Source organism: Roseovarius lutimaris (genome assembly GCF_900115165.1).
GTDB lineage: Bacteria > Pseudomonadota > Alphaproteobacteria > Rhodobacterales > Rhodobacteraceae > Roseovarius > Roseovarius lutimaris.
Genome location: NZ_FOVP01000009.1, coordinates 14,233 through 27,210, shown reverse-complemented (window position 1 = coordinate 27,210; position 12,978 = coordinate 14,233). Strand labels below are relative to the sequence as shown.

Sequence of the window (12,978 nt, the reverse complement as noted above, 5' to 3'; positions counted from 1 at the left end):
CCTGGTACTGCTTTGTCAGTGTAACGACCCCATGCTGACACCATACTGTCAGCAGATATGTTAGGATTGCGATATGACCCGTTCGATCCGCATGTTCGATATCATTCAGATTCTCCGCTCTGCGCGCGCAGCGGTGACGGCGCGTGCCTTGGCGGATGAGTTGGAAGTGACGCCGCGCACGATTTATCGTGATGTGGCGGCGCTTCAGGCGATGCGTGTGCCGATCGAGGGAGAGGCCGGTGTCGGATATGTTCTGCGCGCGGGATTTGACCTGCCGCCCCTCATGTTCACATCCGAGGAACTGGAGGCGCTTTATGTGGGCATGGCCCTGCTTCATCGCACCGGGGATGCCGGTCTTGAACGTGCGGCGCGGCGGGCGGGCGACAAGATCGCCACTGCGCTGCCGGGCGGAGCACCGCAGGTGCCGCTGCATGTTTCAGGCTGGAACCGGATATCGCAGGATGGGGCCGAGGCCGCGCGGCTTCGGGGATATATTCGCGATGAGACCGAGGTTGAAATCGCCTATCTTGACCTCGAAGAGCACCAGACCAACAGGGTGATCCGGCCATTGGCGTTGATCTATTACATTGATGTCGTGGTGCTGATTGCCTGGTGCACCCTGCGGCAGGATTTCAGGCGTTTCCGGATCGACCGTATCCTGGAATGTGCGCCAAACGGCCGACGGTTTTTGGCCGAAGGTGCGGCGCTTCGTGACCGCTGGGAGAAACTCAACGCTTTGCCGTGATCGCCGCGTGCGGGGGGGTAAAGGTCTCCGTGCGGAAGGGGCGTTACACCAGGTGGCGACGTTCGTGCAGGGCCTGAGTGACGATCTGAAAGGCCGATGACAGAAACAGCCCCGCCATCACCGCCGCCACGATCACATCGGGCCAGCCGGTTGCCGTGCCCCAGACGGCCAGCGCCGCGATGATCACCGCGACATTGCCGATCGCGTCGTTGCGCGAACACAGCCAGACCGAGCGCACATTGGCATCCCCGTCCTTGTAGCGCACCAGCAAGAGCACGCTTGCGACATTGGTGGCGAGCGCCAGAAACCCGACGCCTCCCATGATCGAGGCCTCGGGCAGCCCGAGATAAAATACCCGGTAGAGGGTTGCGCCGAACACCCATGTCCCCATCAGGGCAAGGCTGATGCCCTTGGCGAGGGCGGCGGTACTGCGAATGCCGACGGATTTTCCGATCACCGCAAGCGAGATGCCATAGGTCAGGGCGTCGCCCAGAAAATCAAGCGCATCGGCCTGAAGCGCCTGTGACTGCGCCAGCTGTCCGGCGCTCATCTCAACCAGAAACATCGTGGCGTTCAGGACAATCACGATCCAAAGCCGCCGTTTGTAATCGGCGGAGAGCCCCTCAAAATTTGTGCTATGGCCGCAGCAACCCGACATTTAACCTCACTTTCGCAGTCAACAATACCATGGTCAAATAACGTTGCACAGGTGGGCGCCTGTCCTAGGCAGGGCCATGCCGGGCGGCCTTGCCATCCAGCCATTTGCGACAGGCCCGATCCACCCCGGCATGCAGCAAAAGCGTCAGCAGCGCCAGCACGATCAGCGCCGCGAACATAAGGTCAATCTTGGCGCGCCCATTCGCCAGAAGCATCAGGTAGCCAAGCCCCTTTGACGCCCCGACCCATTCGCCGATGATCGCGCCGATCGGGGCATAGACCGCCGCCAGCCGCAACCCCGAGGCAAAACCGGGCAGGGCCGCAGGCACCCGGATATGCCACATAAGGCGGTGCCGGTTCGCCCCCATGATCCGCCCCAGATCAAGCCAGTGTTGCGGTGTGCGCATCAACGCGTCAAAGAACGCCGAGGTGACCGGGAAATAGATGATCAAAAGCGCCATCGCCACCTTGGACCAAAGCCCATAACCCAGCCAGAGTGTCAGGATCGGCGCGAGGGCAAAGACCGGGATCGCCTGGCTGAACACCATCATCGGGCGGATCAACCGGCGCGCCATCGGCGAGGCGGCAAGACCAATTGCCGAAAACCCGCCAAGAACCGCCCCCAAGGCCAGCCCAAGCAAGACCTCGGCGCCGGTGATGGTGGCGTGATGGGCGATCAATGCGCGGCTCGCCCAAAGGGTTTCAAACACCCGCCCCGGCCCCGGCAGGATAAAGGCCGGAAGATCGGCCAGCGTCACCAACCCCTGCCAGAGGACAAGCGCCAGGGTGGTCGAGGTAACAATGGTAACGAGGCGGCTCATGCGGGTTTATATCCCTCAACTGCGGCATCAAAGAACGCGCGCTCAAGCCGGGTGGCGGTGACGAAGGTCTCTTCCACCGCGTGTCTGTCGTCGGGGCCAAGGCCCTCCCATGCGCGATCAAGCTGATCACGCAGATAGGCGACGACGCCCTCAAACCCTGCGCCGCTATGCAGGGTGATCCATTCGCCAAACCAGAACGGCAGGCCCCCGGCCTTGTCGGCATGCGGGCTGGCCCAGCTGAGATAGGACCATTCCGCGACGACCAGAACCGCAAGCATCTGTTCATAACGCCCAGAGCGCGCCGCCTGCGCCATAAGCGCCTGAAATTCGCGGGTCACCGGATGCGCGGGCGCGGGCGGATCGGCCTGCCCGCCAAGGGCCGGAATGGCGCGCAGGAAATAGGTATTTTCCGGCCCCGAAATCAGGCCCAGAAATTGCGCCGCCGGGATCGCATCACCAAGGCTTGGCGCCTGCGCGATGGCCGAGGCCAGAAGCCGCACAAACCCCTCGATGAACAGGTAATCCTGGCGCAGATAGGCCAGCATCTTGTCCTGCGCGAGGGTTCCCGCGACCAGATCGTTGGTAAAGGCATGGTTTGTGGCCGCAGCCCAGTCCGACTGGCACAGCGACTTGAGGTGATCGGTGGGGCGCATCGCAGGCTCCTGTTTCATGGCATCGCGGGCGCGCGCAAGAGCGCCAACAGGCGGCCCTGTGCGGCAAGGGTTTCGGTGTCATCCACCGGGCGCGGCGGCGCGCCCTGGGGTGGGGTAAAATCGGTCAGGCCGGATTCTGACAGGATATGGATCGCATCGCCAAGACGGGCGGCCTCGGCCGGGTCATGAGTGACCATCAGAACGGTGCGCCCCATAAGATGTTCGGCGCTCAGGTCCTGCATCTGGGCGCGGGTGCGGGCATCAAGTGCCGAAAACGGCTCGTCCAGCAACACGATCGGGCGATCCTCCATCAGGGTACGCGCAAGCGCCACCCGCTGGCGTTGCCCGCCCGAAAGCGCCTCCGGCGTCTTGCGGGCATGCTCGCCGAGGCCCACACGGTTAAGCATGGCAAGCGCGCGCTCTTTGTCGCGCGGCGCACCGCGCAGGCGCGCGCCAAGCGTGACATTGCCCAGCACGTCAAGCCAGGGCATCAACAGGTCGCCCTGCGCCATCAGGGCCATCCGCCCCGGCAAGGCCAGACCGTCCGAGGCGGTGATCGTGCCGGTAAAATCGGTCACATCATCAACCCCGGCCAAAAGCCGCAAAAGCGTGGTTTTCCCGACACCCGACGGCCCCAGAAGACAGGTCCAGCGCCCGGCAGGCATGCAAAGGCGCAGCGGCCCGAAAATCGGCGTGTCGCCAATCCGGGCGCTGCCCTCGATCACAAGCTCGGGTGGTGTCGGGTGCATCGGCGGCCTTCCTTTGTGTAGCGCATGGCACAAGGGGGGAAGGGCGCCGCTGTGTGGCGCTGTCTCCGTTCCCTCCGCCGGTGCGAGCCGGATCAGGTTCGGTGGGTTGGCATCATTGCCTCTCAGCCCGAAACGGGCACCCCAACGGATATGAAAGATGTAGCAACGCGTCCCGGCGGTGACAAGCCTTGGCCGAAGCCTGTGTAACATTGACTGAATTTCAGGCGTTCAATGCTTGTTAACCCCGGCGTGCCACAGTTGCGCGGTACGAGTGGAGATTGCGATGCACGGGCTGGTTAACCGCGCCATAGAGAGATTTGTTCGCGATACCTATGGGCGCGACGTCTGGCTTGAAACCATAAGACGTCTCGATCTCGGGTATACAGAGTTCGAGGCGATGATGACCTATGAACCGCAGGTGACCAAAGAGGTCCTGGCGGCCCTGGCGACGCGTCTTGGCAAGGATTTGCCGGACCTGTTCGAGGATATCGGCACCTATATGATCTCACATCCCGATATCGAGGCGCCGCGACGGCTTTTGCGCTTTGGTGGGGTGGATTTCGTGGATTTCCTGCACTCTCTGGATGATCTGGCCGAACGTGCCCGCCTTGCTGTGTTCGATCTTGACTTGCCGACGCTTGAATTGCGCGATCATGGCGAAGGCAGTTACAGCCTGACCGTCGGCCTGTGCGAACATCATGATCTGCGACTTGGGCGCGTGGTGATGGGGGTTCTGCGCGCCATGGCGGATGACTATGGCGCCCTGGTTTTTCTTGAATACAGGGGGGCAAGTGCAGGGCGCGAAGTGATCCTGATTCGCCTTTTGGAGACGGCTTTTGCCAGCGGTCGGAGCTTTGAACTTGGCGCCGGGGGGCTGACCGGATGAGCGATGAAACCTATCCCTCCTATGATTTGCTTGATGTCTTGTGCCCGATGCATGCGGTGCTGAATGCCAGCGGGCATGTGGTGCATGCGGGGCCGACCTTGCAGAAGGTTTTTGCAGGTAAGCCTTTGATCGGGGAACGGTTTCTGGAAATCGCCGAGCTGCGTCGTCCCCATGTGGCCGAAACCATGGCGGGGCTGCGGGGCTGTCATGGCGCGCGGTTGCATTTGCGATTGCGCGATGGCGTGCGCACCGGGATGAAAGGCGTGTTGATCGCGCTGCCGCAAGGCGCGGCATCGCTTGGGCCGCCGGGGGGGGCGATCATCAACCTGTCCTTTGGCATTTCCGTGGTCGATGCGGTGCGCGATTTTGGCCTTAATGCCGGGGATTTTCCGGCGACCGATCTGACTATCGAGATGCTCTATCTGATCGAGGCGAAATCCGCCGCGATGGAGGCGTCGCGCAAGCTCAACCTGCGGCTTCAGGGGGCACGCATCGCCGCCGAAGAGCAGGCCTATACCGATACGCTTACCGGTTTGAAAAACCGCCGCGCGATGGATCATGTGCTTGAACGGCTGATGCAGACCGAACAGGATTTTGCCCTGATGCACCTTGACCTGGATTATTTCAAACAGGTGAATGACACCCTGGGCCATGCCGCCGGCGATCAGGTCTTGCAGAACGTGGCCCGTCGCATCCTGGCACAAACCCGTGCCGATGACCTTGTCGCGCGCACCGGTGGCGATGAATTCGTGCTGATTCTCGCCGGGGTCACCGCGCGCGCGCGTCTGAGCGAAATTGCCACTCGGCTGATCCTGTGCCTGGAAGAGCCGGTGATGTATAACGGGCAGGAATGCCGGGTATCGGGTAGCATCGGCGCGACGCTGAGCTGTGCCTATGAGACCCCTGATCTGGCGCGCATGATGGAAGATTCGGATCTGGCGCTTTATGCTGCCAAGGCACGTGGCCGGGCATGCCATGTCCTTTACGATCCCGCCTTGCGCGCCGATCCCCCGCTGCACGGCACCGACTAAGTTGCGTGCTGGAACCGCGTTGGATCATATGGGGACAGGTCTATATTGGGCTGTTCGCCCATGGCCAGACTGGCGGCCAGACGCCCGGTTTTCGGCCCCATCATAAAGCCCCAGTGACTATGACCAAAGGCGGCGATCAGGCCGGGTTGCCCTTTGATCGGCCCGATTGCCGGAAGGCTGTCGGGAAACGACGGGCGCAGGCCCGACCATGTTTCATACCGCGCCTCGGCCAGATCCGGGCAAAGTTGGCGCGCCACTTTGGCAAGCGCCTCTGCCCGTGCCGGGCTTGCCTCGGTCTCAAGCCCGCCGAATTCCGCAGTGCCGGCGGCCCGCAGGGCGCCTTCCATGCTGCTCGCGACAAGCTTCATATCCGCGTCCATGACCGAATTGTTGAGCGTCACGGGGGCGTCTGGAAAAGCAAGGTGATAGCCACGCTCGGCCTCAAGGGGCACGTCGATACCAAGCGGTGCCAAAAGCCGCGCCGACCATGCCCCGGCGGCCAGCACAACATTGGTGGCGCGGATTGGACCGGTGTCGGTGTTGATCTGCCAATCCTCGTCGGTGCGCAAAAGCCCGGTGACCTTGGCGCAAACCACCTCGCCGCCCAAACCGCGCAGCTTATCGGCCAGCACGACGCAGATACGCCCCGGCGACAGCGCGCGCGCCTGTCCCTTGATCAAAAGCGCGGATTTGAACGCAGGCGATAGCGCCGGTTCAAGACCCCGCAGCGCGGCGGCGTCCACGGCCTCTAATTCGGCGCCATATTTGCGGCGCAACTGGTTGGTGAAACTGTCAAGCCGAGCGGGCGCGGCGCTGCGGCTGGCCATCACGTAAAAGCTGTCCTGCACAAGGTCTTCGTGCCCGGTGCCTTCCAAAAGCTGTCGGTAGAGCGTGACATTGTCGTGGTTGAGCGCATGCATTGCCGCTGCGGTGGCGTGCACCCGGTCACGTTGCCCTGCGCGCAGAAATCTGAGCGCCCAGGGCAGAAACCGCGGGATGTGCCGCGGGCGCAGGTGCACCGGCCCTGAAGGATCAAGCACCCAGCGGGGGATATCGCGCCACAACCCCGGAAGCGATTGCGGCACCACCGAAAACGGCGAAATCACCCCGGCATTGCCCATTGACGCCCCCTGACCGGGGGCATCGCGATCAATCAGGCGCACCGGCGTGCCGCGCTCGGCCAGGGCAATTGCCGTGCAAATCCCGACGATGCCGCCGCCGATCACGGCTGTGATTTGCGGCGCGCTCATGCGTTGCGTGCCGGGGCGGTTGCGGTCCGTCCACCAATCACCTGCATCGCGATGGCCGGGCCCATCACCACAAGCGCCGCGATGTCGCTGCCAAGGCTGGGGGCGACCAAAAGCACGCCGCCGACCACAAAGCTAAGCCGCCAGAGCCCGCGCAACGGCGCCATCAGGAACCCCGCCACCGCCGCACCAATACAGAAGATCCCGAAGCCACTGGTGATCGAGACCTGAAGGAATGAGCCAAGCGTGAAATATTCCGGCAGCACGATCAGGATTGTCGGCGCATAGACAAAGACCATCGGCACCATCAACTTGCCCAGGCCAAGGGTAAAGGCGGTCATGCCGGTGCGAAACGGGTTGGCATTGGCAATCCCCGCCGCCGCATAGGCCGAGGCACAGACCGGCGGCGTGATCTCGGATATGACGCCGTAATAGAGCACGAACATATGGGTCGCGAGCGGCGGCACGCCAAGCTGGCTAAGCGCGGGGGTGGCGACCGCAACCAGCATGATATAAAGCGCCGTCGTCGGCAGGCCGGCCCCCATCAGGATACAGGCCATGGCGATCAGCACCAGCGAGATGAACTGTTGCAGTGAAGGCTGGCTGAAGGCCTCGACCGGCATCCAGTCAAGCAGCGGCGCAATCGCCATCGAAATGTCTGAGGCGCCGTTGGTGACCATGAAGCCCATGCGAAAGCCGACACCGGTGGTGTTGATCACACCGACCACGATCCCCACCGCCGCCGAGGCCGCCCCGACCGCGAGCGCGTATTGCACGCCGATGTGAAAGCTATCAAGCAGGTCGCCGAAATCCTGACGTTTGTTGCGGTGAAGCGATCCGATCAGCGTGAGCGCGCCAAGCATCCCGGCGATTGTCGGCGAAAATCCGGCCCCGCTCATCGGAGAGGCTTTCCAGAAGATAAAGCCCAACAACCCAAGCGGGATGATCAAGGTGGCGGGCTTGTCGATGCCGCAGAACCCCACGATGATACAGAGCATCAGCCCCATGAACGCCGCCATATTCGGGGAATAGCCCGAAAACAGCACCATCAAAAGCGCGATCAGCGGCACGATCGTGACCCAGCCTTCGCGCCAGACCGCCAGAAAACGCGGCAGATCTTCTTTGGCATAGGCCGTCAGGCCAAGGCGGCGGGCGGTGAAATGCACGATCGAAATCACGCCGATATAATGCATCAGCGCGGGCACGATGGCGGCGATCACGATGGTGGTATAGGGCACCTCAAGATATTCGGCCATAAGAAAGCTGGCCGCGCCCATGATCGGCGGGGTGATCTGACCGCCGGCGGAAGAGGCGGCCTCGACCCCGGCGGCGAAATGGCCCGGATAGCCCATCTTTTTCATGTTGGGGATGGTCAGTGACCCGGTCGAAACCGTGTTGGCAATCGACGAGCCGGAGATCGTGCCGAAGAACGCCGAGGATACCACCGACACCTTGGCCGGCCCGCCGGTATAGCGCCCCGCCAGCATCATCGCATTGTCGATAAAAAACTGGCCAAGGCCCATGCGTTGGGCGACAACGCCGAACAGCACAAAGTGAAACACCACCGTCGAGACCACCCAGAGCGTGATGCCAAAGATACCTTCGGACGGGAAATACATGTTGTTGACGAACTGCCGCCAGTCAACGCCCGGATGGCGCAAGATCTGGGCGGGCATCTGCGGCCCGAAAAGCGCATAGATCATGAACACCATGATGATCAGCGGCAACACGAAGCCAATCGTGCGCCGCGCAATTTCCAGCGTTGACAGAACAAGGATCGTGCCAAGCACGACATCGGTGGTGGTCGGGTTGCCCTGGCGCAGGGTTTGTTCGGGGATATCAAGGCCAAAGCCGGTAAAGCCCCGCCAGCTTATCCAGAGAAACAGGGCGGCCAGGACGCTCAGCACGATCAGCGCCCAGTCATAGAGCGGCACATTGCCCGGCGCCATCGTGCTCGGGCCCTTGTAATGCAGGCTGCTTGCCGTGCGGATCAGAGGGAAACTGATGAAAATAAAGAAATAAAGCCCGGCCAGGTGAATGCCCATGTGCACATGATCGACCGGCGTGCCAAAGCCTGCGGTCCAGATATGGTAAAGCGCAAAGATGATCGCCGCCCAATATCCGAGTTTTTTAAGCACGGGTCCGTTGTCGCGGGTATTGAGCGCGGAATCGTACTTTTTCTCAAGCTCTTCCAGAGCCTTGGCATCCAGCGTTTGCTCGCTGCTCATGGCGAAACACTCCTGTCGGGGGATTGGGGGGCGAAAAACCGGGGGCGGGTGTTAAGTGACCCACCCCCGGTGGGCGCGCTGATTTACTTCAGCATGCCGATTTCGCGATAGTATTTCTCGGCACCGGGATGCAGCGGCACGCCGATCCCTTCGACCCCGTCAAGCGCGGTTTCAACGGTGATCGCCTTGCCTTTGGGGTGACCGTTGTCCAAGAGCTTGCGTGCGGTCGGAGACCAAAGCGCCTTGGTGATCTCATAGACAAGCTCTTCTGGCTGATTGGCATTGGTGATCAGCATCCCCGACACAGCCAGCGTATCAACGTCATAATCAACGCCCGGATAGGTGCCCGCCGGGATCAATGACCTGATGTAATAGGGCACGGCCTCGTTGCCGGTTTTCAATTCTTCCTCGGTCCAGTCATAGATTTCCATGCCCTTGGTGTTGTCGAGCTGGATCATCGCCGCAACCGGGGTGCCGGCGGCATAGAAATAGGCGTCAAGCTGCCCGTCGGCCAGGCGTTCGGCGCTTTGGGTGTTGTTAAGCTCGGCCTCTTCGATGTTATCGCGGGTGATGCCATGCGCGGCAAGGATCAGCTCGACCGCGATCTGCGTGCCCGAACCCGCCTGCGCAATGCCAACGCGCTTGCCCTTGAGATCGGCCAGACCGTTCAGTTTTGCGTCCTTGGGCAGCACAAGGTGCAGATCTTCGGGGAAGAGGTTGGCAATCACGCGCACATCAGGCTTTTGGTTGCCCTCGAACACGCCGATGCCTTTATAGGCATAATGCAGCGTCGCGGCGCCGGTCAAACCGGCCTCCATCTGACCAGCCTGCACGGCGTTCACGTTATGCGCCGAGGCGTTGGTCGATTGCGCCATGGCCACAAGGCCCGGCACACCACAGTTGCCGCCCTCGTCGCAGGGGCGCGAGCCGGGTGGGTTGGAAATGGCGTTGGCGATGATGCCGCCAATCGGGAAATAGGTGCCGCCGGCGCCACCGGTGCCGATGCGGAAAAACGTCATATCCTGCGCAAGCGCCGGCCCGGCCAGCAGCGCGCCGGCCATGAGCGCCGCCGAAATTCGCTTCATAAATGTCATTTTCATCTCTCCACTGTTGGTTTTTGTTGCGGGCGGAATGTGAGTTGGCCAATTGACAACGCCCAAAGGCGTGGGGCCGCACCCCCCCGATATCTCGCATCGTGGCGCAGAAAAAACATAAATACAAATCGCAAATTTTTGGATTAATATAAAAATATCTTATAAGGGTGATTTCATGAATTTACTGCAACTCACGGTGTTTCGCGAAGTGATGCTCGCCGGCTCTGTCAGCCAAGCGGCGCGCAACCTCCATCGGACCCAACCGGCGATTTCAAGCACCATTGCCCAGCTTGAATCCGAGCTTGGCTTTTGTCTGTTTGAGCGCAAGGGCAAGCGGTTGTCGCCCGTGCCCGAGGCGCATTATCTATTGGCCGAGGCGACCGAAATCCTTGATCGCATGACCTCGGCACAGCGCAACATGCAAAACCTGCGCAATCTTGAAAGCGGCAGTTTGCGGATCGTGGCGATGCCGGGGCCCTCGGTGTTTTTGCTGCCACGCATGATCAGCCGCATCACCCGGGCCCATGATGGTATCAAGGTGACCGTGCTGACGCGCAGCTCGCCGCAGGTGCATCAATTGATGTCAACCCAAAGCTATGACCTCGGGATTGCCGATCTTGGCGTCGAATTCGGGGTGAACACCCAATTGGTGCGCTCTGAACCCTTCGCCAGCGATTGCATCTGCGCGGTTCCGGCCGATGGTCCGCTGGCGCAAAAACCGATACTCACGCCTGCCGATCTGGATGGCAGGCCGCTGGCGGCGCTGCATGCGGATCACCATAGCCACAAAGAGCTTCACAAAGCGTTTTCACTGGCCGGTCGGCATCTGGATGTGCGCTTTGAGACGCAATATTACCTGCCGCTTTTGACCTTTGTCGAAGACGGTCTGGCCTGTGCGATCATCGACACGCTCAGCGCCGAAAGCTATCTGCATTATCGCGGGACTGATCAGGATCGGGTGGTGTTCCGCCCCTTTCGTCCGGGTATTTCGCTGGCCTTTGCCACGCTCACGCCCGCGCATCGCCCGCCCTCGAAACTGGCGGAATCGTTTATTGCGCTCTGGCATGAAGAGGTGCGGCGGATCAACCGGTTTTGGGGTGCGATCTAGGGTCAGGGGGCCTTGGTGACGCTTTCGAGATACGCCCATACATCGCGGGCCTTCTTGGTATCGCGCAGCTTATAGGCCATTTTACCGCGCGCATCGGGATCGTCGAGATAGTCGCGCAAAAACGCGGTCGCATCCTTGACGTAAACCACGAAATCCTCTTCGTTCCAGCGCAGCCCCTGCTGCCCGGCGGCAACCATCGACGTGGAATAGAAAAACCCCGGCACGCTGCCGGCATGACGCCCGATCACCCCATAGAGGTTAGGGCCGGTGCGCCCGCCGCGAATGATGGCGGTTTCGGTTTCGTCAATTACCGAATGACAGGCGCGGCAATCCTTGAATAAGGCCTCGCCACGGGTGACATCCCCGGCAAATGCGGGCAGGCACAGCGCCGCAAGTAGCGCCGAAAGCGATAGTGCCTTAATCGTGCCTAGGTTGATTTTCATGACTTAGCCTCGCGCATGGGGCTTTTTACTAGAGCGCGCAAAGCGGCCCCGAGTCAATGACTTGAGGCCTCTGCTCACGCTCTTGTCAGGCGATAGCGGCGGGAATTGATCACCGCTTTTTGGTCCGTCGCAAGGTTGCGCGGCTCCCCCTAAATCCGACCTGCCACATCACCGCTTGCCATTTTCGCGCGGCCCCGGTCTAAGCCCAGGGCATCGGGGCAGGAGGGGACAGCATGGCCAGGGATCGTGACAGTGACGTTCTGGTGATCGGCGCGGGCATTGCCGGGCTGACGGCGGCGCTTTGCCTGCAAGAGGGCGGCGCGCGGGTCGTTGTGCTTGAGGGCGGCGCAGAGATTGGCGGGCGCGTTCAGGCCGTGCGGGGCGATGACGGCGCGGTGCTGGGCGATCTGGGTCCGACATGGGTCTGGCCCCGCTGGCAGCCTGCGGTCGCGCGTTGGATGGGCCGTTTGGCGCTTGCGCCCTTTGCCCAGCATGACGCGGGAGACGGTATTCTCGACGGATTCGGCGGGCCGCCGCGCCGCCAGCACCTGATCGGGCAGGACGGCATTTCGCGCCTTGTGGGCGGGCCTTCCGCGATTGTCGATGCATTGGCCGCAAAGCTGCGACCCGAGACCATTCAGACCGGCGCAACGGTGGTGCGCGTTGAGGCCGGCAATGGCGCGCTGCGGGTGACCACCGCCGCCGGTCAGAGCCTTGGCGCGCGCCAGGTCATCCTTGCCACGCCGCTGCGCGGCACGCTTGAGAAGGTTGAAATCATGGGCCTGCCAGTGGCGCTTGAGAGCGCGATGCGCGCCGCGCCGACATGGATGGCGCAACAGGCCAAGGCGGTTGCGATTTATCCGCGCGCCTTCTGGCGCGAGACCGGGCTGTCGGGGCGGATGGCCAGCCGCAGCGGGCCGCTGGCCGAACTGCATGATCATACGCCTGCGTCTGCTGAGGTAGGGGCGTTGTTCGGCTTTGTCGGGATTGGCGCTACGGAGCGCGCCGCCGACCCGGAGGGGGTGCGCGGGGCGATTCTGGATCAGCTTGTGCGCTGCTTTGGGCCAGAGGCGGGCGCGCCGTCAGAGCTTGTCATCAAGGATTGGGCGCAAGAGCCGCTGATTTGCAGCACGCTTGATCTCGCGACGCCGCCAGAGCATCCGGGCATCGGCCCCGAAACCTTACGCGCCGGGCATCTGGGCGGGCGGTTGTGGTTTGCCGTCTCCGAGAGTGCCGATCAAAGCCCCGGCCTGATCGACGGCGCGTTTTCGGCCGGGGAAATGACCGCCCAAAGGGTGCTAACCACCCTCTGAGCG

13 protein-coding genes and 1 riboswitch are annotated in these 12,978 nt (G+C 62.0%); of the genes, 5 read left to right on the top strand and 8 right to left on the bottom strand.

The window, feature by feature from the left end:
• The first annotated feature begins 73 nt into the window (after positions 1–73).
• The gene (locus BMZ91_RS09135) at positions 74–745 is read left to right on the top strand and encodes a helix-turn-helix transcriptional regulator (RefSeq protein ID WP_092837442.1); all 672 of its coding nucleotides are present in this window, start codon (positions 74–76) and stop codon (positions 743–745) included.
• Positions 746–788: 43 nt separating this feature from the next.
• On the opposite strand, the gene BMZ91_RS09130 is transcribed toward BMZ91_RS09135, so the two are convergent.
• The 4 genes from BMZ91_RS09130 to BMZ91_RS09115 all read right to left on the bottom strand — a co-directional run bounded on the left by BMZ91_RS09130 (position 789) and on the right by BMZ91_RS09115 (position 3,625).
• Positions 789–1,403 (bottom strand): cation efflux transmembrane domain-containing protein, encoded by a 615-nt coding sequence (locus BMZ91_RS09130; RefSeq protein ID WP_092837439.1) that lies wholly within the window; start codon positions 1,401–1,403, stop codon positions 789–791.
• Between the two features lie 64 nt (positions 1,404–1,467).
• Positions 1,468–2,223, bottom strand: a complete 756-nt coding sequence (locus BMZ91_RS09125) for an ABC transporter permease (RefSeq protein WP_092837436.1) — start codon at positions 2,221–2,223, stop codon at positions 1,468–1,470.
• Positions 2,220–2,876, bottom strand: coding sequence for a TenA family protein (locus BMZ91_RS09120; protein ID WP_092837824.1), 657 nt, complete (start codon positions 2,874–2,876; stop codon positions 2,220–2,222). Before BMZ91_RS09120 ends, BMZ91_RS09125 begins: the two co-directional genes overlap by 4 nt.
• A gap of 14 nt (positions 2,877–2,890) precedes the next feature.
• Positions 2,891–3,625: an ABC transporter ATP-binding protein gene (locus tag BMZ91_RS09115; protein WP_092837433.1), complete on the bottom strand. Its 735-nt coding sequence runs from the start codon at positions 3,623–3,625 to the stop codon at positions 2,891–2,893.
• Between the two features lie 52 nt (positions 3,626–3,677).
• A riboswitch (TPP riboswitch) is annotated at positions 3,678–3,779 on the bottom strand.
• Between the two features lie 129 nt (positions 3,780–3,908).
• On the opposite strand from BMZ91_RS09115, the gene BMZ91_RS09110 reads away from it, so the two are divergent.
• Both BMZ91_RS09110 and BMZ91_RS09105 read left to right on the top strand, forming a co-directional pair.
• A complete protein-coding gene (locus BMZ91_RS09110; protein ID WP_092837821.1) occupies positions 3,909–4,511 on the top strand; it encodes a heme NO-binding domain-containing protein in 603 nt (200 codons plus the stop codon).
• A complete protein-coding gene (locus tag BMZ91_RS09105; protein ID WP_092837430.1) occupies positions 4,508–5,542 on the top strand; it encodes a GGDEF domain-containing protein in 1,035 nt (344 codons plus the stop codon). The genes BMZ91_RS09110 and BMZ91_RS09105 overlap by 4 nt, the downstream gene beginning before the upstream one ends.
• Here the strand turns inward: BMZ91_RS09105 and BMZ91_RS09100 are convergent.
• The 3 genes from BMZ91_RS09100 to BMZ91_RS09090 all read right to left on the bottom strand — a co-directional run bounded on the left by BMZ91_RS09100 (position 5,539) and on the right by BMZ91_RS09090 (position 10,111).
• The gene (locus BMZ91_RS09100) at positions 5,539–6,792 is read right to left on the bottom strand and encodes an NAD(P)/FAD-dependent oxidoreductase (protein WP_092837427.1); all 1,254 of its coding nucleotides are present in this window, start codon (positions 6,790–6,792) and stop codon (positions 5,539–5,541) included. The genes BMZ91_RS09105 and BMZ91_RS09100 overlap by 4 nt on opposite strands.
• Positions 6,789–9,017: a TRAP transporter permease gene (locus tag BMZ91_RS09095; protein WP_092837424.1), complete on the bottom strand. Its 2,229-nt coding sequence runs from the start codon at positions 9,015–9,017 to the stop codon at positions 6,789–6,791. The genes BMZ91_RS09100 and BMZ91_RS09095 overlap by 4 nt, the downstream gene beginning before the upstream one ends.
• A gap of 83 nt (positions 9,018–9,100) precedes the next feature.
• Positions 9,101–10,111 carry a TAXI family TRAP transporter solute-binding subunit gene (locus BMZ91_RS09090; protein ID WP_092837818.1) on the bottom strand — a complete coding sequence of 337 codons (1,011 nt, stop codon included), beginning with the start codon at positions 10,109–10,111 and terminating at the stop codon, positions 9,101–9,103.
• Positions 10,112–10,286: 175 nt separating this feature from the next.
• Between BMZ91_RS09090 and BMZ91_RS09085 the strand changes: the two genes are divergently transcribed.
• Complete coding sequence (locus BMZ91_RS09085) at positions 10,287–11,219, top strand: LysR family transcriptional regulator (protein WP_092837421.1); 933 nt, start codon at positions 10,287–10,289, stop codon at positions 11,217–11,219.
• 2 nt (positions 11,220–11,221) lie between these two features.
• On the opposite strand, the gene BMZ91_RS09080 is transcribed toward BMZ91_RS09085, so the two are convergent.
• A complete protein-coding gene (locus BMZ91_RS09080; protein WP_092837418.1) occupies positions 11,222–11,662 on the bottom strand; it encodes a c-type cytochrome in 441 nt (146 codons plus the stop codon).
• A 233-nt stretch (positions 11,663–11,895) separates the two neighbouring features.
• Between BMZ91_RS09080 and BMZ91_RS09075 the strand changes: the two genes are divergently transcribed.
• Positions 11,896–12,975 (top strand): flavin monoamine oxidase family protein, encoded by a 1,080-nt coding sequence (locus BMZ91_RS09075; RefSeq protein ID WP_092837415.1) that lies wholly within the window; start codon positions 11,896–11,898, stop codon positions 12,973–12,975.
• Positions 12,976–12,978: the final 3 nt, after the last annotated feature.